This window comes from Luteimonas sp. A649, from assembly GCF_054072735.1.
In genome coordinates this window covers 949035-966920 of the sequence record NZ_JBSVRQ010000001.1, presented here as the reverse complement: position 1 = coordinate 966920, position 17886 = coordinate 949035, and the positions used below count along the sequence as shown (strand labels likewise).

19 protein-coding genes are annotated in these 17886 nt (G+C 64.7%); 5 read left to right on the top strand and 14 right to left on the bottom strand.

The features are described 5' to 3' along the window. Positions 1-39 precede the first annotated feature (39 nt). The 5 genes from ACW5E8_RS04590 to ACW5E8_RS04570 all read right to left on the bottom strand — a co-directional run bounded on the left by ACW5E8_RS04590 (position 40) and on the right by ACW5E8_RS04570 (position 3579). Positions 40-540 carry a YciE/YciF ferroxidase family protein gene (locus tag ACW5E8_RS04590; RefSeq protein ID WP_456964300.1) on the bottom strand — a complete coding sequence of 167 codons (501 nt, stop codon included), beginning with the start codon at positions 538-540 and terminating at the stop codon, positions 40-42. Between the two features lie 111 nt (positions 541-651). After that, the gene (locus tag ACW5E8_RS04585) at positions 652-1815 is read right to left on the bottom strand and encodes a zinc-dependent alcohol dehydrogenase (protein ID WP_456964299.1); all 1164 of its coding nucleotides are present in this window, start codon (positions 1813-1815) and stop codon (positions 652-654) included. Between the two features lie 75 nt (positions 1816-1890). Next, on the bottom strand, positions 1891-2508 hold the full coding sequence (locus ACW5E8_RS04580) for a DNA-3-methyladenine glycosylase (RefSeq protein WP_456964298.1): 618 nt from the start codon (positions 2506-2508) through the stop codon (positions 1891-1893). A gap of 20 nt (positions 2509-2528) precedes the next feature. Further along, positions 2529-2786: a hypothetical protein gene (locus ACW5E8_RS04575; RefSeq protein WP_456964297.1), complete on the bottom strand. Its 258-nt coding sequence runs from the start codon at positions 2784-2786 to the stop codon at positions 2529-2531. Positions 2787-3024: 238 nt separating this feature from the next. Next, complete coding sequence (locus tag ACW5E8_RS04570) at positions 3025-3579, bottom strand: DUF2058 domain-containing protein (protein WP_456964296.1); 555 nt, start codon at positions 3577-3579, stop codon at positions 3025-3027. A 165-nt stretch (positions 3580-3744) separates the two neighbouring features. On the opposite strand from ACW5E8_RS04570, the gene ACW5E8_RS04565 reads away from it, so the two are divergent. From ACW5E8_RS04565 to ACW5E8_RS04545, 5 genes are all read left to right on the top strand, one after another. Further along, positions 3745-4320 (top strand): hypothetical protein, encoded by a 576-nt coding sequence (locus tag ACW5E8_RS04565; RefSeq protein ID WP_456964295.1) that lies wholly within the window; start codon positions 3745-3747, stop codon positions 4318-4320. Between the two features lie 93 nt (positions 4321-4413). After that, positions 4414-7794: a patatin-like phospholipase family protein gene (locus tag ACW5E8_RS04560; protein ID WP_456964294.1), complete on the top strand. Its 3381-nt coding sequence runs from the start codon at positions 4414-4416 to the stop codon at positions 7792-7794. Between the two features lie 5 nt (positions 7795-7799). Then, positions 7800-8624 carry a CHAP domain-containing protein gene (locus tag ACW5E8_RS04555; RefSeq protein ID WP_456964293.1) on the top strand — a complete coding sequence of 275 codons (825 nt, stop codon included), beginning with the start codon at positions 7800-7802 and terminating at the stop codon, positions 8622-8624. Between the two features lie 99 nt (positions 8625-8723). Next, on the top strand, positions 8724-9716 hold the full coding sequence (locus tag ACW5E8_RS04550; RefSeq protein ID WP_456964292.1) for a hypothetical protein: 993 nt from the start codon (positions 8724-8726) through the stop codon (positions 9714-9716). 277 nt (positions 9717-9993) lie between these two features. Beyond that, complete coding sequence (locus ACW5E8_RS04545) at positions 9994-10218, top strand: hypothetical protein (RefSeq protein ID WP_456964291.1); 225 nt, start codon at positions 9994-9996, stop codon at positions 10216-10218. Positions 10219-10372: 154 nt separating this feature from the next. Here ACW5E8_RS04545 and ACW5E8_RS04540 read toward each other — a convergent pair whose 3' ends face one another. The 9 genes from ACW5E8_RS04540 to ACW5E8_RS04500 form a co-directional block, all read right to left on the bottom strand. Beyond that, entirely contained in the window at positions 10373-10903 is a 531-nt protein-coding gene (locus tag ACW5E8_RS04540) for an outer membrane beta-barrel protein (RefSeq protein ID WP_456964290.1), read from the bottom strand. 76 nt (positions 10904-10979) lie between these two features. Then, positions 10980-11126, bottom strand: a complete 147-nt coding sequence (locus ACW5E8_RS04535; protein ID WP_456964289.1) for an excalibur calcium-binding domain-containing protein — start codon at positions 11124-11126, stop codon at positions 10980-10982. Then, a complete protein-coding gene (locus ACW5E8_RS04530; RefSeq protein ID WP_456964288.1) occupies positions 11096-11569 on the bottom strand; it encodes a VanZ family protein in 474 nt (157 codons plus the stop codon). Before ACW5E8_RS04530 ends, ACW5E8_RS04535 begins: the two co-directional genes overlap by 31 nt. A gap of 21 nt (positions 11570-11590) precedes the next feature. Further along, a complete protein-coding gene (locus tag ACW5E8_RS04525) occupies positions 11591-12169 on the bottom strand; it encodes a GNAT family N-acetyltransferase (RefSeq protein WP_456964287.1) in 579 nt (192 codons plus the stop codon). Then, entirely contained in the window at positions 12166-12864 is a 699-nt protein-coding gene (locus ACW5E8_RS04520) for a sugar transferase (protein WP_456964286.1), read from the bottom strand. Before ACW5E8_RS04520 ends, ACW5E8_RS04525 begins: the two co-directional genes overlap by 4 nt. A 1-nt stretch (position 12865) precedes the next feature. Continuing rightward, on the bottom strand, positions 12866-14059 hold the full coding sequence (locus tag ACW5E8_RS04515) for a UDP-N-acetylglucosamine 4,6-dehydratase (RefSeq protein WP_456964285.1): 1194 nt from the start codon (positions 14057-14059) through the stop codon (positions 12866-12868). Further along, positions 14050-15228 (bottom strand): LegC family aminotransferase, encoded by a 1179-nt coding sequence (locus ACW5E8_RS04510; RefSeq protein WP_456964284.1) that lies wholly within the window; start codon positions 15226-15228, stop codon positions 14050-14052. Before ACW5E8_RS04510 ends, ACW5E8_RS04515 begins: the two co-directional genes overlap by 10 nt. After that, positions 15225-16394 carry a glycosyltransferase family 4 protein gene (locus ACW5E8_RS04505; protein ID WP_456964283.1) on the bottom strand — a complete coding sequence of 390 codons (1170 nt, stop codon included), beginning with the start codon at positions 16392-16394 and terminating at the stop codon, positions 15225-15227. Before ACW5E8_RS04505 ends, ACW5E8_RS04510 begins: the two co-directional genes overlap by 4 nt. Next, positions 16394-17752 carry a phenylacetate--CoA ligase family protein gene (locus ACW5E8_RS04500; RefSeq protein WP_456964282.1) on the bottom strand — a complete coding sequence of 453 codons (1359 nt, stop codon included), beginning with the start codon at positions 17750-17752 and terminating at the stop codon, positions 16394-16396. The genes ACW5E8_RS04505 and ACW5E8_RS04500 overlap by 1 nt, the downstream gene beginning before the upstream one ends. Positions 17753-17886: the final 134 nt, after the last annotated feature.

Below are 17886 nucleotides of genomic sequence, written 5' to 3'. Positions count from 1 at the left end.
TGCAGGAGCAGCCATAGCTGCTCCTGCAACAGCGCCAGCTCAGGCCGCCTGTTTCGCGGCCTTCTGGTTGCCACCACCTTCGGCGATCATCGTGAGCTTCTCGTCGGTCGCCTTCTCTTCCTCCAGCGTCGCCTGCAGCAGCGGGATCGCGTCCGTGTAGCCCAGCTGCTTCGCCAACGCGCACAGCGTGCCGTAGGCGGCGATCTCGTAGTGCTCGGCCTTCTGCGCGCCGCCGATCAGCGCGGCATCGCGCACGGGGCCGGCTTCGACTTCGTCGATGGTCTCCTTGCTCTCTTCGACCAGGCCCTCCATGGCCGCGCACTTGATGCGCTTGAGCTTGATGCCCAGCATCTCGGCGACCTGGTCGATCCGCTCGATCTGGCCCAGCGTTTCCTCCAGATGGGCCTCGAATGCACCAGCGAGCTTCTCGGACTCGGAGTTCTTCGCCAGTCGCGGCAGCGCCTTGCTCATCTGCTTCTCGGCACTGTAGATGTCCGAAAGCTCGTGGACGAAAAGTTCTTCCATCGTTTTGACAGCCATGGGGGATTGCCTCGGTGGTTGGGGGAGCGGTGGACGCTACGCCGCAGGGCGATAGGCCCGGGTGAAAAATCGCGCGAAATCCGTCTACCGCACGTGAATTTTCCGGGCCCGTCAGGGCGTCAGGACGATCTTCCTGCAGTCATCTTCCTGGGCGTTGAACATCTCGTAGCCCTTGGCCGCGTCGGCCAGCTTCATGCGGTGCGAAATGATCACCTCCGGCGCCAGCCGGCCTTCGCCGATCGCCTCCAGCAGCTCAGGCATGAAGCGCTGAACGTGCGTCTGGCCCATCTTGAATGTCAGGCCCTTGTCGAAGGCGTCGCCGAACAGGAAGCCGTGGATGAAGCCCGCATACACCCCCGGCACGCTCACCGTGCCGCCGCGGCGCGTGGCTGCGATGCACTGGCGGATGGCCTTGCCGCTGGAGCCTTCCAGCTTGAGATTGGTGAGCACCGTCTCGGTGACGCTGCCCTTGGCCTCGAATCCCACGGCCTCGACGGTGGCATCCACGCCGCGCCCGGCGGTGGCCTCGATGATCGCCTCCGCCGGATCGTCGACCTCGTCGAAGTTGATCGGGATGACCCCGTAGGTCGCCCGCGCGAAGTCCAGGCGATGCGCGTTTTCGTCGATCATGAAAATCGTCTCCGCGCCCAGCATGCGTGCGCAGGCCGCCGTCATCAGCCCGACCGGACCAGCGCCGAAGATCGCCAGCGTAGAGCCCGGCTCCACCCCCGCATTGATCGCGGCCTGGTAACCGGTGGGCAGGATGTCGGACAGGAACAGCACTTGGTCATCGGACAGCACATCGGGCACCACCAGCGGGCCGACGTTGCCCTGCGGCACGCGCACCAGCTCCGCCTGCCCACCCGGAATGCCGCCGTACAGATGGCTGTAGCCGAACAGCGCCGCCGGCGGCTTGATCGACTTCGCATTCATGATCGCGCCGCGCCCCGTGTTGGTGGTCTCGCAGCAGGCGTACTCGCTGAGCAGGCAGTGGAAGCACGTGCCGCAGGCGATGACGAAGGGGATCACCACCCGGTCGCCCACCTTCACCCGCGTGACCGCCGGTCCCGCCTCCTCCACCACGCCCATGAACTCGTGGCCCAGGATGTCGCCATCCTCCATCGCCGGGATCTTGCCGCGGTAGATGTGCAGGTCCGAGCCGCAGATCGCGGTGGCGGTGACGCGCAGGATGATGTCGTCCGCGGCCACCAGCGAAGGATCGGGCATGGTCTCGACGCGCACATCGCGCGCGCCCTGGTAGGTGAGTGCTCGCATCGGCGACTCCTGGGGAAGTGGGGAGCGCCCACCCTGCGCCCGGACCGGTGAGCTTCGCGTCGTGCGCCGGTCAGGTCAGCCCCGTCGCCGCGGACCCGAGACGTGCGCATGCCCCGGCACATGCCAGCGCCAGGGCAGCTCGACCGCGCGCGTGATGCCGACGCGCGGCCCGATGACAGGCGCCGTGGGCGGCGGCGTGCCATCCGAGACAATGGCGATGCCGCGATCCCCGCTCACCAGGTCCGCGCCGTCGAGTTCGCCGGTGATGCCCATCGCCTGTGACAGTTTTCCGGGCCCGCTGGCCAGGTCGCGATCGCGGCGTGCTTTCGGGCGCAGCGGACGCATGATGTCCAGGCCGTGCAGCGGCTCCAGCGCGCGCAGCAGCACGCCGGTGCCCTCGCCCACTTCGCCACACACCGCATTGCTGCCCCAGTGCAGGCCATAGGTGAAGTAGACGTACAGATGACCGGGCTCGCCGAACATCGTCGCGTTGCGCGCGGTGCGTCCGCGGAAGGAGTGCGCCGCCGGGTCCTCGCTGCCCGCGTAGGCCTCGACCTCGACGATGCGACCGGCACGGCCATCAGCGCGCACCAGGATCGCGTTCAACAGTTCGGGGGCGACTTCAACCGGGTGGCGGCGGTAGAACGCACGGGGAAAGCGCTCGCCAAGCCCGGACAACAACCATTCGGTCATGCCGATCTCCTTCGGGGGCTTCACGCTAGCGTCGGGTTCGTGATTCCGACGCGATGGGCCCGTGGGCGCTGTCGCATGCGCGCGAGCGCTTCCGGGTCGGTCACCGCCCGCACGCGATCAACGCCCAAGGCCTCGACGAGATAGCGCGCGTTCGCCAGGCGGCCATCGGCCCAGCGCACGCCCACTTCGCGCAGCAGCGGCGCCACCACGCGCGCTACCAGCACCGGCACCGGCAGCGTGGCGATCGCCACCGACAGGTCGCGGTCGAACACATCCACCTGATCTGTACACCCGCAAGTTGTACGGAACCGCCGCTGAGGCACGGCTTCGACTTGGCCATTCCGACCGCCCTGGTCTGGTTCCGCAACGGCCTCCGGTTGCGGGACCAGCCAGAGGCATCGGCGGCTGATCGAACGGGGATGGGGGACTATCCGCAGCGCCCGATCATCGACCTGCCCGCAAGCCGGCTGGAAGCGCTGGAGAGTTTCCAAGGAATGCGATCGCAGCTGGCGCCCCTTACCAAACCAGATCATCCGGCACCTGGAACTGCGCGTAGTACGCATCGTCCTCGGACGTGGCCGCTTCAGGCGCACTCCCCGCCGCCTGCCCATGATCCAGCACGATCATGTCCGCATCCCGCTCGCGCACCTTCTCCGCCGCCGCGCGCGGCAGCAGCTCATAGCGCTGGCCCAGCCGCACGATCACCACCGCCCCCGACGCCAGCATCTTGCGCAACTCCTCGTTGACCAGCAGCGTGCGGATGGCGCCGTCAGCGGTGAAGCGGTACTCGCTCTCGCCAAGGATCGGCAGCTTCTTGTCCTTGATGATTTGCCGCGCCTGCGCATGGAGCTCGGCGACGCGCGCCTGCGCCTTGCGCTCCGCCTCGAGCGCACGGTCGCGCTCGGCCTTCTCGATGCGCGCGCGCTCGGCCTCCAGCTGGATCTCGTTGGCCTCGACCGGCGCCTTCCCGTGGCGCGCCTTGTTCTGCTGCCGCGCGACTTCGGCGACCTTGGACTTCTTCACGAGTCCGGCCTTGAGAAGTTGTTCCTGGAGGGGGTTGGCCTTGGCCATGGTGGGGTTCGCCGTCGGGTCTGCCGCCCATCATACCGGCGGTCTGCAACGGCGCCCCCCGCGCATGCCCGGTTCCGGCGAGCTTCGTTGCAATCTGGCCGATCCGCTTCCGCGCGCCCGTTGACCCGATACCGGACCCGGGGCTGAGGTCCAGGAGGGGCAGCGATGAGCGACCACATGTCATGGGTCACCAGCTGGGAACTCTGGCGCAAGGCGATCGGCCCCCAAGGCAGCAGGCAGCGGCGGAACGTCGAGAAATTCCTCGAGACGCACCCGGCCATCCTCTACTGGGGCGATTCCTGGTTCAGCACCCCGCTCTACCTCAACCTTGCGCGGCAGAGCGCACGCCGGATCAACGGCTTCAGCATGATCATCGGCAAGCCCGGCGCGCTGGCCGCCAACCTCTTCAGCGCACGCGAAGTCGATCGCATCGGCGACCGCGTGGCCAACAACCCCTTCGACCTGGTGTGCCTGAGTGCCGGCGGCAACGACTGCCTCTCCGACCGCCTCACCGCGGCCTTCCGCGAGTGGACCACCGCGCCGGGCACGAAGCCGCCGAAGATCGACGCCGCCGCGGCCTTCGACATCTTCCGCGACGCGAGGCTGCTCGATCGCGTGGTCGACGCCTACGTGCGCGTGCTCGACCGCCTGCAGACGATCCAGGCCAATTCGAGGCCCTCGCCACGCGCTTCAACCATGCAGTGCGGACCGCCCTCCCGGCGCGGAAGCGCCATGCCGTGAAACCCTGAGCCAGCCAGCATGCAACCAGGACAGGATCCCCGCGTCTTCGGCATCGGAGCGCGCAGAGATGCACACCGCGAGTTTGACGCGCATGTGGACGCACGCAGGCAGAAGGCCGGCGTCAGCAACGACCCGCCCGGGCCGTGGGGTCTGGCGCTGTCGGGTGGTGGCATCCGCAGCGCCACCTTCTGCCTGGGCCTGGTCCGAGGCCTCGCGCGCACGGGCCTGCTCAGGCACTTCGACTATCTCTCGACGGTGTCCGGCGGCGGCTATCTCGGCGCCAGCCTGGGGCGCCTGTACAGCGGCCAGACCGATGCGGCGCAGGTCGAGGAAGGCGTCGCCAGCGACCATTCGATGTGGCTGTGGTGGCTGCGCAACAACGGCCGCTACCTGACGCCCGCCGGTGCGAAAGACCTGGGCTTCGCCACCGCGTCCATCGTCCGCGGCGTGATATCGACCCATCTGGAGATCGGCATCCTGGTCCTTGCGATGGCAGCGCTCGTGCTGCTGCCGCACTTTCTGGTCTCGCTCTTCCCGCCCTTCCACGCCGGCACCTTCTGGAACCATGAGCTCGCCAGCACCATGCCCAGCGTCTGGGGCTGGCTGCTGCTCCTGCCGCTGTTCGCCTGCGTGCACCAGGTCTGTGCCTACTGGTACACGCGCGACCCGCACACCGTGACCAGCGCCGGGCTCATCGGCGTCGTCGTGGCTGCATGCATCGCTTTCTCGGGCAAGGCGGGCATGGATGCCGCCGAGGCCGCGAAGACCATGGGTCAAGCGGATGCCACAAGCGATGCGCACGCCGTGGTGAAGCTCATCTTTGCCTTCCTGGTGCTCGCGCCGGTCACCGCCGCCATCTCGCACGCCAGGCAGCAACTGCGCGGCATCCCGCCCTCGACGCAACGCCTGGTGCGGACCAAGCGCCTTTCCTACGGCCTTTGGGCGCTCGCGATCGCATTCCTGCTGCTGCTGTTGGACTGGACCACCTGGCAACTGACGCGGCTGTTCTGGAGCGGCGACGTCCAGCACGCGGTCACCCGGCTCGGCGGCACCATCCTGGTGGTCGCGGCGGTCGGCCGGCTGGTGCTGCCGGAACTCCAACGCTGGATGGCGACCAGCAAGGGGCCGAGTCTCAACCTCGAGCGCATCCTCAACATCATCGGCATCGCACTGGGTCTGCTGCTCGCCGTGCTGTGGACCGCCCTGCTGAGCGTGCTCATCTTCCCGGAGGCCACACGGCTGGCCTACTGGGGGCCGGGTGCGGAATGGAGCAAGCTCTGGGACGGGTCGCCGCTTCCCTTCTTCGTCCTGGTCTGCGCGGTCTGCGCGCTCTACATCCTGGCGACCCTGCGCAGCTACGACCTGCTCAACCTTGCCTCGCTGCACAACTTCTACCGCGCCCGCATCGAGCGCGCCTACGTGTCGTCGGGCAACTGCGGTCCGGACGGCGGCGGGCGCTTCGGCGGTTGCGCGCTGGATCCGGTCAGCCCCGAGCGCACCAGCCGCATCGCGCCGCTCACCGAAGCCGTGCCGGGCGACGACATCGATCTCGGCGAGTACCGTCCGCACGAATACGGCGGCCCCATCCATCTGGTGAACTGCTGCATCAACCAGTCAGTGGACGATCGCACCGGGCTCTACAACGCCGACCGCAAAGGCGTGGCCATCGCGGTCAGTTCCCTGGGCGTGGAACTGGGAACGAACTTCCCGGACGGCGACACCGGCACGGCGCGACGCGCGAAGCTGTCGCAATGGATCGCCATCTCGGGCGCTGCAGCGAGCACCGGCATGGGCTCGCGCACCTCCACGGGATTCGCGGCGCTGTTGTTCATGTCGGGAATCCGCCTCGGCTACTGGATGCCCTCGCTGGTGAAACAGGCCGCCAAGGGGCCCATGGACTGGCTGCTCGCCAAGGCGCCCAAGCCGGCCGCGGTCGTAGCCGAATCGCTCGCCCGCTTCCCCGGCCTGGCCTCCCCGGTCTGGTACCTCTCCGACGGCGGGCATTTCGACAACACCGGCATCCACGCGCTGCTGAAACGCCGCGCGCCGGTCATCGTGGCCGCCGACTGCGGCGCCGACCCGAAGTACCTGTTCGCCGACCTCGAATCCCTGGTGCGCAAGGCCAAGATCGACTACTGCGCCAGGATCGAGTTCATCAGGCCCGGCAGCGGCGTCCTGCCCGAACCGCTGGACCAGATACTGGGCACGCCCGAGACCATCCAGCCCGGGCTTGGCAAGCAGTGGCTCGTGCTTGGCCGGATCAGCTACGACGATGGCGGCACCGGCGCCCTGCTGGTGGTGAAGCCGCGCCGCATGGATGCGATGCCCTTCGACATGGTCGCCTACGCCGACCGCGCCCCCGACTTCCCGCAGCAGACCACCGGCGACCAGTTCTTCGACGAAGCGCAGTGGGAGAGCTATCACCAGTTGGGCCTGCTCATGGGCGAAGCGGTCACCCCGGCTTTGATCGCCGACGCGCTGGCCGTGGTGCGCTCCGACAAGCTCGCCACGTCGAGCCTGGAAGACGCCGAAAAGCAGTCGGCCGCGTCGGCGCTGGCGGTGGCCAAGAGCGACCGCAGCAAGCGCGCCGGCCTGACCGCACGCGCCACCCTGGGCGCCGGCCTGTCGCTCAGCTTGCTGGTAGCGGCGTGGCAGGGCATCGAGCAATACCGCGAGGCCAGGCGGGACGCCCAAGGACTGTATGAGGAGCAGGCACTCGTGCTCAGCCAGAGGATCCAGGGCGAACCGGTGGAAGCCCTGCTGGAGGAGGAGTTCGCCCAGGTCGCAAACGGTTCCGCGCTGCGCGAGGACGGCCGCTTCCAGGTCGTGCTCGACCGGCTCGCTGCACGCTGCGATTCGCTGGCGGATGCCGATGACGCTTCGCAATGCGTGGCCCTGCACCGCAAGGTGGCGCCGCTGGTGAAGTACAGGCCCCAGCCGTATTACGACTACTGGTTCGCGGACAAGCGCTTCGCCTACGACGATGCGGTGTCCGCACGCGATGCCGAGGACGCCGCTGCGGCCGCGGCGCAGGGGGCAGCAGACGCAGCGGCTGGCGCGGCGGCCGACCCCGCGCCCCCGCCGCCCGCACCGGCAGACACACTCGCCGCACCACCTGCCCCCTGCGCCGACGGCGTCCGGCTGTTCCTGCACGCCTACGACGCCGGGAGCATTCCCTATGCGCAGGCAGAGGGCGCACGCCTGGCCTGGGAGCTGGGCGCGCCGCCGCGGCCGGTGGACAACGTGGTCGAGACCGCCAGCCGCAGGGGCACCGCCCCACCCTTCGTCTGGACGCGCACGGCCGTGGTCTATCCCGCCAACTCCAGCCCGGCCTGCGTGGCGCGTGCCCGGGCCGCCATGGGCGACGCCGTCCGCATGCAGCCGATCGGCTTCGGCACGCCCGATACCTTCGAACTCTGGATTCCCCCGCGCACCGTGGCATCGCCCGGGCCTGCGGCCACACAAGCGAGGTAGCCACCATGTCCTTCAACTCCCCTCCCCCGGGATGGACCTCGCGTCCGGCCTTCCCGGGACGCGTGATCAAACTCGGCGAAGCCGACAGCGCCATCGTCAAACTGGTGCAGGAGCGGCTCAACTTCACCGGCTGCGGCCCACTGCGCGTCAGCGGAACATTCGACCGCGACCACACCGAGCGCGCGGCCAAGCTGTTCCAGGCCCGTTACACCGATGTCACCGGCCAACCGCTGGTGGTCGACGGCAAGATCGGCAGCCTCAGCTGGGGCGCGATGTTCGGCGAAGACACGACGCCCGCAAGCGCCGGCCCGCCGTCGCGCCTCCTGGGGGACGTCCTGGACGTGGCACGCCGGCAGATCGGCGTGCTCGAGAAGCCGCTGGGTTCGAACCGCGGCCCCGAGGTCGACCTCTACCTGCAGGCTGTGGGCCTGAGACCCGGCCGCAGCAGTTACGCCTGGTGCGTGGCGTTTACGTACTTCTGCTTCGACACCGCCGCGCGGCGGCTTGGCTGTGCGAATCCCCACGTGCGTACGGCTGGCGTGCTCGATCACTGGAACCGCGCCCGGGACAACCGCGCGGCGAAGCGAATCACCCACACGGCCGCAGTCAACGACCCCGGCCTGGTGCAGCCGGGCCAGCTGTTCGTGATGGATTACGGCGGCGGGAAGGGACACACCGGACTGGTGCTGGAAGTCGCGAACGGTCGGCTGACGACGATCGAGGGCAATACCAACGACGGCGGCTCGCGTGAGGGCATCGGCGTGTTCCAGCGGGACGCGCGGAAGATCGCGGGGGTCAACAAGGGGTTTATCGATTACAGCGCGTTGTGAAGACCTGCAAGACAGAGCCATGAAAGCACCCCTCAGCTTCATGAGCACCCGCACGCATAGCCACCCCTATACACGACCTCACGATGGCATGCAGACCAGATGAAGGAGAACAGCGTTGTGAAACTTCTCGAAAATCTAGTTGCTGCAATTCCAGAGGCAGCACGTACGCCGCTCGGACTCGTGGCGTTCGTAGCCTTGCTTGCGACGATACTCACGCTCGGTCTTCGGACTCGCCGACTGGCCATCCTAAGCAGGAGCCTACGCGACCTTCCGGAGTCAGATCGCCGACGAACTCTCGAAATAGAGATGAATCAGCCATTGCCCGCCGATATCTCTGCGAAGCAATGGATAACGCATCAGGTGCACAAATTTGTTCTGATCGGCTTCCTTGCGCTGGTTCTTCTGGGTGCGTTCCTTGCAATTCTCACCACATCTCCGGACAAGGAGATCGTAGAGCTGCCGGACCCCGAAGCTGTGGCTAGTAGAACGCTATCCACGTTCTATGGAAGAGGAGACGACAGCCACATCTACGACATGTGGCTGGAGGTTTATAGATCCCAATACGGCTCCCTAAAGGCCTTTAGGAAAGCAGCAGACCAGGTTAGAACGCAGCTAGTTGAGGCTCCGGTCCAAAGAAAGCGTGTAAGCGTTGACGTAACGCCATCGGCGGCTCTTGTCATTTTTGACGCCGAAACCGAAAGCGGAATGGTCTGGCGTGAACGGGTTGAGCTTCATGCTATTGAAGGTGCCTGGAGACTGAGCGGGTTCAACATTGCTCCGCGAGACTGGAGCGAAATCAATCTCTCCTACGCTGAAGGAACTCTAGATCTCTTTTCGATCTCTTCCGCAGGCAGCACTGCTGTAATCCCTCCGGCTGGATGGAAGGTGCAGACAGTAGCGCCGCCCACAGCTTCCGATGCAAGCACGACAACCTGCGATGTCGAAGTCGTATCGAACCAGACACATGCCACCATGAACGATGTTTACGGCGTTTGCGGAGTCACCCCGGGAGCGAACTTGTTGGTCCTCGGCGTCGCGGAAAGAACTGATGGTGCGATCTCATTATCGAAAATCAGATTCTTCCCCATATAAGCACTGCCACCTGAGGCTCTCTCATGGAGGTCTAAAGTGAAGATCCTGGCCATTCTCCTCACCCTTCTAGCCGTTCTGGCCCCTTCTGCCTTCGCTCAACCTGCTCCGTTCTGGCACTCCCAGGCACTGCCCTCGCTGCCTCCCCCAGTCAGTCTTCCGATCATTAATCTTCGTCAGGAAACTGCTGTTTGGTGCTGGGCAGCAGTGGCCCAACAGGTCATTCATTGGCGCGTTGGACCCAACGGCACACCGCGCCAATGCGCATTGGTCTCACCCGATGGCGCTCTATCACACGTTGCTATCACAGAGGCCGGTGCTACTGCAGTTGGCAACGGGTCTGTCGACGACGCACGTCGTCCTGCTCGTCGGCATGCATTTTGAAGCAGGACCCTGGGGGGTCGAAGCGTTTCTCCACATCAATGACCCAATGTCGCATTACACGACGCCCGTCCCGTACTCGGCGATCTATCCGATCTGGATGGATGCGATGGTCGTGAATTGACCAGATCAGCCATGCGCGTCAATCGCTCTTCGCCTAGACCAATGCCGACTAGCACATGGAGATCGCTCTCGAGGGCGTGTTTCCACCTCGGCGCCCAGAATCAAACAGGCCGGGAATTCCCGGCCTGTTTTCCTGCAGCGATGCCCCGTGGGGATCAGAAATCGAAGCGCACCTGCACCTGTGCCAGGTCCACGTCCACGTCGTCCATCTCGAAGCGGCTGTACTCGCCGCGCAGCGCGAAGGTATCGGTGAAGCGGTACTGCAGACCAAGGCCGTAGGTCGGATCCATACCGTCGTCGGAGGCGCTGCCTATGCCGGCCGCGCGGGCGTCCGCGTCCCAGCTGTGCACGCCAGCCTTCGCGTAGCCCGAGAAGTTCTCGGTGAAGGGCAGCGTGCCGACCGCGACCAGGGACACCGTGTCGGCTTCCAGCGAGGCCACGTTGCCGTACTCGATCTTGCCGAAGTCGGTGTAAGCCAGTTCGAAGCCCCAATTCGGGTGCAGCTGGTAGCCACCGTAGACCTGGAAGCCGGTCTCCTCTTCGTCCAGCACGCCCTCGTCGATCATCGACTGGCCGACGCCGGCGCCGGCATAGAAGCCGACGGGCTCCGCGGCCTGTGCACCAAAGGACAGCGCGCCGAGGGCGGCGGCGAGGACGGTACCGGCAAGAAGGTGGGTCTTGTTCATGAGTGGAGCTCCTGTGTTGTGTGAGTCACGCCCAAGAACATGGAGTCCCAACGCATGGAACGAAGTAACGAAATCGTCACGAATCGTTCCACCAGAGATCTCGACTACCTTCCCCGGTACGGCTCGCACCAACCCCATCGTTGTCGCGATCCAGGTGCGCCCCATAGCCAGGATCGCCGCGCCGTGCGTCGCTCAGATCCGCCTTCGCTGCCGGACGCCACACAGCGCAATGATCACCAGGCCAATCAACAAGCCGGCCATTCCCCCAGCAATATTCAGCAGCACATCGTCGAGCCGGGGCTCCCTGCCTGGCGCCAACCCCTGTGCAAGTTCGGCTGAAACCGCAAGCACCGCGACCAATCCCCAAGCCTGCCAACCGCGAAGGTCCCGGCGGCACAGCCACACCAGCAACCCCAGCCAGACGAAGATCACGAAGTGCGTCCATTCGGACACGTCCCACGGCGTACTGGCAGCCATCTGCCGCAAGGCGCCGACTCCATCCTTCCCGAGGAACCCCGTGATCTGCTCGCCCGGCAGGAACAGCAGCGCCGATACCGCCATCGCGGACCCGAACAAGAGCAAGCGCGCGACGGGGCCGCTACGCCACGCCAGCAGTAGCCCAACAGCCAGGGCCATTGCGCCAAGCAACAGATCGGATGCACCCATCAGCCGAGCCCACCCGTGGCATCAGACCCGATGGACATAGACTTTCGACGGCTGGCCGCCGTGAACTTCAACCTGGCCCGCCACTTCCGCGCCCATACGCCGGTAGAACCGATGCGCGGGTGCCAGGGCCTCACCTACCGTGATGCGGAACGCATCGACCTGACGGTTCCGGAAATCCTCCACCAGCCGGCCATACAGCCGATCGGCAACCGCTTTCCCACGCCATTCGGGCGCCACCGCGATGCTCAGCAGCTCGGCCTCCGGCAGGCCTCCGGGCAGCACGCCAGCGCCGGAGTAGCGCAGGATCTCGAGGATGCGTCGCACCTTGGAGGGACGGACGAGTGCAGGGGCGATCGCCAGCGCGAGCCGCACAGGGCTGCGCAGCATCCGCTTGTAGATGGCGCCCATGCCGGTGCCACCGGTGACAAAGCCCTGCACCTGCCCGCCGTCTTCCTCAACCAGCAGCGTGGCTTCGTCGGCGCCGTCGATCGCCTCGTACATCAATGCGAGAAACCCTTCGCCCAAGGTCGCCAGGAAGCCCTGATCCAGGCATCGCACATGCAGCCGCGCAACCTGTCGGTAGCGCTCGGCCGGGCTCATTGCGGCGAAGCTTCCACCGCGCCCACTGCCCCACCCGCAGCCACCAGTTCTGCGGGCGGTTCCGGCAATTCATGGAACACCCGCCAAGCAATCCCGGAACCAGGTACCAGCACCACCCACGCCGTTACGGCGATGCTGCACAAGTAGGTCCACAAGCCCTGGTTGGCGACGTACCACTCTTCCAGCGCGCCCTTGTACGGCATGATCACGTCGTCGTAGAAACGCTCGGGTTCGGCGCTGGCATGCATCAGGTCCTCCTCGTCGCGGAAGACGATGGAGCCGATGCCGGACAGCCCCGGGCGCACCTTCACGATCTCGGCCTGCGACCGCGCCGGGAAGGCGTCGAAGCAGCGCTGCGTCTGCGGGCGCGGGCCGATGATGCTCATGTCGCCCTTGAAGATGTTCAGCAGCTGCGGCAGTTCGTTGATCTTGGTCTTGCGCAGCCAGCGACCCAGCGGCAGCACGCGCGGGTCGTGCTTCACAGTCACGGTGCCGGTGCCAAGGCTCGGGCTGTTCTTCAGCATGGTGGCGAACTTGTACAGGCCGAACATGCGGCCGCCGAGGCCGATGCGTTGCTGCACGTAGAACACTTCGCCTTCGCCGGTCAGGCGCAGGGCGATGGCGATCGGCACCAGCAGGGGGGAAAGCACCAGCAGGGCCAGGCCAGAAAACACAATGTCGAGCAATCGCTGCATGTCACATCCTGCCGTCGAGATACTTGCCCGTTTCCTTGTGGGCAAAGTCCGGGATCATGTGGTTGAAGAGGTCGACGATTTCGGGCTTGTCCCAGGTCTTGCCCCCGCGGATCGCCTCGATCGTGGTCAGGAAATACTCCAAACGCTCGTCATCGAACTCCGGCACGTTGAGGATCACGCCAATGTTCTCGAAGCGCTCCATGTCCAACGTCTCGGCATCGGTGAAGAACTCTTCGAAGTCCTTCTCGCCCGTGGTGTCGCTGGCAAAGAAGTACACCGGCCAGCGCTTAGCGGCGATCAGCTCGTCCGCCCGGTCGCGCGCCTCGTCCTCGCTCGCGCACTCGTAGGGCTCGAAGCCCAGCGACTGCAGGTAGCGCACAGCGATGTCCGAGAACCGGGTCAGGTCCAACTCCTCGCTCAGCTTCGGGAAGAAGATGTCCCGGTTGCCGCCCAACAGGCACGAGCTCAGGCACAGCTCGCCCGACTCCTGCGGCGTCACAAAGTAGCGCCGCACGTCATTGGGCGCCGAAATCGGCTGCCGCTTGGCAAACCGCTGGTTGAACCCGTGCAGCAGCGAGCCGTCGGAAAACGCCACGTTCGCAAACCGCGCCGTGGAGATCGGCAGCTCCAAGCTGGCGCGCATCAGGAACATCTCCATGATCCGCTTGCTGGCGCCCATCATGTTCACCGGGTTGGCGGCCTTGTCGGTGGACACACAGAAGTACTTGCGCGCCCCGCCCGCCTTCGCCTGGGCGATGGTGCTGATGGTGTTGAGCACGTTCACCTCGATCAGCCGCATCAGGGTGAACGGGTCCTTCTCGCTGCGCACGTGCTTGAGCGCGGAGAGGTTGAGCACGTAGTCGTAGCCCTGCCCGGCCGCCATCAGCGCGGCGAACTCACGGCTGCCGCAGTCGATGGCGAAAGTGCGGAAATCGCCGTCGATGTAGCCCAGCGTGCTGCGGATGTCCCGCACCAGCTCGACCATGTTGTTTTCGCTGATGTCGACCACGTGCAGCGCCCGCGGCTTGCGCTTGAAGATCTCGCGCGTGACGGCCTGACCGATGGAGCCGGCGCCGCCGATCACGAGGAAGCGGCTGGACTGCACCAGGCCGGAAAGCTCGGTTTCGTGGTGCTGGATGTCAGTGTCGAAGAGCGGCGCGGTGCGGCCGATCAATTCAAGAATGTTCAAGCACACAACCTCGGGAATTCGCTTTCAGGAACGCTGGACGGCAGGTTCACCACCCGCGCTTCCAGCCAACGGGAGTTCTCCAGCCCGTCGTGCTGGCAGTGCTGGAACATAGGCAGGCGCGACATCAGCCGCCAGACCGGGCGGGTCATCACGTCGCGGCTGTTGGTGTACTGCAGGAAGGCGTCGCGCTCCTCCTCCGATCCGAGCACGATGGCATTCAACCAGTAGTTGGCCGTGGTGCCCGGCACGGGGTCGACGAAGCGGATATCGGTATCGGCGAAGAACTCGCGGTAGCCTTGCGCCACCTCGCTCTTGATCTGCAGCATCTTCGGCAGCAGTTCCATCTGCGCACAACCCAGGGCCGCGTTGAGGTTGGGCAGGCGATAGTTGTAGCCGATCTCGTCGTGGACGAACTCGTAGGGGTGCGGGACCTTGGCGGTGGTGGTGAGGTGCTTGGCACGTTTCGCCAGCGCCTCGTCATCAGTGATGATCATCCCGCCGCCACCGGTGGTGATGACCTTGTTGCCGTTAAAGCTGAGCGTGGCCGACTGGCCGAAGGTGCCGGTGTGGCGGTCGCCCATGTAGCTGCCGAGGGACTCGGCGGCGTCTTCCACCAAGGGGATGCCCCACTCAGCGCAGATGGCGGCGATTTCGACGATACGCAGCGGGATGCCGAAGGTGTGCATGGGCACACACGCGGCGATGCGGCGGCCGGTGCTGCGGTTCCAGGCCTGGCCGGCGCGCTGCTCTGCGTGTTCGGAGAGCCAGCGGCGCAGGGCCTCGGGGCTCAGTCCCTGGGTGTCGCGGTCCACGTCCACGAAGACGGGATGGGCGCCGGCGTAGCTGAGCGCGTTGCAGGTGGCGATGAAGGTCAGGGCCTGGGTGATGACTTCTTCGTCGCGCTGGACACCCGCCAGCTGCATGGCGACATGCAAGGCAGCGGTGCCGTTGACCGTGGCGACGGCAAACTTCGCGCCGGTGAATGACGCGATGTGCTGTTCGAACTCCACGACCTTCGCGCCCACGGAGGAGACGAAGTTCGAGTCGATGCAGTCGACGAGGTACTGCTTCTCGCTGCCTTCGAAGACGGGACGGTGCAGCGGAATGAAGCCTTCACCGTACTGGCCTCGCACGTGGTCTACCAAAACCTGGATGTCCAAGTTCCCGACCTTCATGCCACACCCCGCCGGGCTTCCGGAGCTACCGTAATTCCCATCTCCCGCAGCATCACTGCATTGACCTTGTGCACGTCGTACTTGTCCTCTGCAATCTGCCGTGAGCGTCGTCCCATGCGATGGGCGAGCGTCGGGTCTTCGATGAACTTCAGCATGGCTTCCACCAGTGCATCTACCGACTGCACCGGGACCAGGAAACCATTGTCGCCGTCGATGACCGTCTCGCGACAACCCGGGGCGTCAGTGGTGATGATGGGGCGGCCCATGGCCATGGCTTCTAGGACCGTACGTGGCGTGCCCTCCCGGTACGAGGGAAGCACGTAGACCGTGCTGGCTGCGATGGCCGGGCGCACGTCGTCCAGCTTGCCGAGGAACTCAAGGGTGCCGTTGGCGACCCATTCATCCAGTTCCGACTGGTCAATGGCATCCGGGTTGCTGTCGATCCAGCCCACGGCGTGGAATCGAACCTCGGGGTGCAAGGCCTTGACCCTCCGCGCCGCCTCGGCAAACTCACGCACACCCTTGTCGCCCAACAGTCGGCCGATCAACAGGAAGACGGGGAAACTGTCAGGCAGCGGCGTGACCGGGAACGCCCCGACGTCCACGCCAGAACCGTTGACGACCACTGAGGGAATCCCAGGAGGCGCGATACCAAGATCACGGAACAAGCGCTCATCGTCGGGATTCTGGAAGAACACCTTGTGGGTGCGGCCGAGTGCGAACCGGTACAGCCCGCTGACCACCCGCTTGACGATGCCCTGGCGATTGCCCGTGAACGCATAACCGAGTCCGGTCACAAGTGCGAAGCGCCTGGGCACTCCTGCCATCCAGGCTGCGATGGTGCCGTAGATCACCGGTTTGATCGTGTACGGCAGCACCACCGTGGGCCGCAGCTCCCGCATCAGCTCTCGGAGCGCAAGAACCAGCCCGATATCCGCGACTGGATTTGTTCCAGTGCGGCTCAGTGGAATTTCATGCAAGGCAACGCCCATCGACGCGAGCGCTTCACGCGGTCCAGGCATGGAATCGACGCCCGGCGCCGCAATGTGCACGTCCCAGCCGGCAGCCACCATCGCCTCCAACAAAGGACCTCGGAACTTGAGGATAGAATCCGGATAGCTCGCGACGACCAAAGCCCGATTGATCCCGATTGAGTCCGGCTGCATCAACCCACCCGCGACGCGATGCTGTTCTTTACAAAGCGAAATTTGCCGCTTCGCTCGCGTGGGATCTCGTCGACCTGTTCAAGTCGAATGCGCATCCCCTGCCCCGTTCGTTGACGTAGTGCCTCCAGGAATCTATCCGCTTGATTCGAATCAAAACGCCTGTCGCCGACTACCCGGACCGTGATCTCATCCTCGACGTCCTGCACGACCTGAAAACTGAGGATCCCATCCACATCCTTTGTGCAGTTGCTCAAGTTGCCAAGATTGATGCGTCCCGTCTCGCGCGAGTAGACAAAGTCGCTTGTCCGCCCATCAATCCAGTCCACGAGAGGAAAATTCCAACCGCAATCGCAACTGTCATCGCGTGAAGCAAGCCGCAACCTGTCGCCCACGCGGTAGCGCACAAGCGGTGTGCCGTGCGTGGTAAACGATGTCACCACCATCTCTCCTTCGCGCGCAGCGTTGCCGCTGCCGTCCAGCACCTCGAACACACCAGTTAATGGATGGATATGCAGGCGGCCTTTTGCGCATTCCAGGATGAATGGTGCCCCTTCCGAAGAAGCATACTGATCGACCAACCGGCAGCCGAACACCTCACCAATGACCTCGCGATGGATGGGCAGAACAGTTTCCGCAGTTGGAAACATGACTTCAACCTTCCAATCAGCAACAAGGCCCCGCTCGCGCGCGACCATTGCGATATCGAGAACGCTGGACGGAAAGCCCACGATGAAGCGAGGCCGGAACGCTTGAAGCGCACTCCAGTAACTATCGAAATTGCGCTGATTGATCAGGAAGGTAGAGAAAAATCGAATGTTGTTGCGTCGATCATCACGATAGCATCGACCGTTATCAACATCGCGCTGCGTGGCAAGTGATTTCCCGCTGAACCACGCCGCCTTCTCACCTAGACGGTACCCGTGCGATTCCCGGAAGTGATCAAGCAGCGCGAACCGCTCTTGCATGTCTTCATGCGTGTAGATCACCTTCATTGAAGCGCCAGTCGTACCTCCGGTTAGGCTGACCAGCCCTTCCCGCTCCGAGATCGTTAAGATCCGAGGCAGCTCTTGGAGCAAGCTGACCTTTTCAAGTAGCGGAAACTCCGAAAGACCTCCCCCTGCCCCCGAGTACCAAGCTGAATTGGTGCGCGCGTGAGCCAAAAATCCATCCAATCGCTTGTTGGACTCAACGACCAAGTCCCCTGCAGACGCACGCTCCCAATGCGAGAAGTACTTTCGCATCTCTCCATAGCGACCCGCGTGGCGTTGACGATAGAGGCGAGTGTTGTACCAACCAACAGCAGCATCCTGAAGCCAGTAGGGCGCATATTGGAGACCTAAATCTTTCACGCCACTCACAGGCGCACTCTCCAGTCAACAAAATTCATGTTGTATAGCAGGTTTGGCGACCAATCCCGTAGAAAGTAAAAGTAAGCACCCGCAGCCCATCGCTGCATACACAAAATCATGATGCCGGCCGACCAAGCCTCCTA

Coding starts and splice junctions, on each gene's coding strand:
- ACW5E8_RS04590 (WP_456964300.1), bottom strand. CDS start 540: ATGGCTGTCAAAACGATGGAAGAACTTTTCGTCCACGAGCTTTCGGAC.
- ACW5E8_RS04585 (WP_456964299.1), bottom strand. CDS start 1,815: ATGCGAGCACTCACCTACCAGGGCGCGCGCGATGTGCGCGTCGAGACC.
- ACW5E8_RS04580 (WP_456964298.1), bottom strand. CDS start 2,508: ATGACCGAATGGTTGTTGTCCGGGCTTGGCGAGCGCTTTCCCCGTGCG.
- ACW5E8_RS04570 (WP_456964296.1), bottom strand. CDS start 3,579: ATGGCCAAGGCCAACCCCCTCCAGGAACAACTTCTCAAGGCCGGACTC.
- ACW5E8_RS04565 (WP_456964295.1), top strand. CDS start 3,745: ATGAGCGACCACATGTCATGGGTCACCAGCTGGGAACTCTGGCGCAAG.
- ACW5E8_RS04555 (WP_456964293.1), top strand. CDS start 7,800: ATGTCCTTCAACTCCCCTCCCCCGGGATGGACCTCGCGTCCGGCCTTC.
- ACW5E8_RS04550 (WP_456964292.1), top strand. CDS start 8,724: ATGAAGGAGAACAGCGTTGTGAAACTTCTCGAAAATCTAGTTGCTGCA.
- ACW5E8_RS04545 (WP_456964291.1), top strand. CDS start 9,994: ATGGCGCTCTATCACACGTTGCTATCACAGAGGCCGGTGCTACTGCAG.
- ACW5E8_RS04540 (WP_456964290.1), bottom strand. CDS start 10,903: ATGAACAAGACCCACCTTCTTGCCGGTACCGTCCTCGCCGCCGCCCTC.
- ACW5E8_RS04530 (WP_456964288.1), bottom strand. CDS start 11,569: ATGGGTGCATCCGATCTGTTGCTTGGCGCAATGGCCCTGGCTGTTGGG.
- ACW5E8_RS04525 (WP_456964287.1), bottom strand. CDS start 12,169: ATGAGCCCGGCCGAGCGCTACCGACAGGTTGCGCGGCTGCATGTGCGA.
- ACW5E8_RS04520 (WP_456964286.1), bottom strand. CDS start 12,864: ATGCAGCGATTGCTCGACATTGTGTTTTCTGGCCTGGCCCTGCTGGTG.
- ACW5E8_RS04510 (WP_456964284.1), bottom strand. CDS start 15,228: ATGAAGGTCGGGAACTTGGACATCCAGGTTTTGGTAGACCACGTGCGA.
- ACW5E8_RS04505 (WP_456964283.1), bottom strand. CDS start 16,394: ATGCAGCCGGACTCAATCGGGATCAATCGGGCTTTGGTCGTCGCGAGC.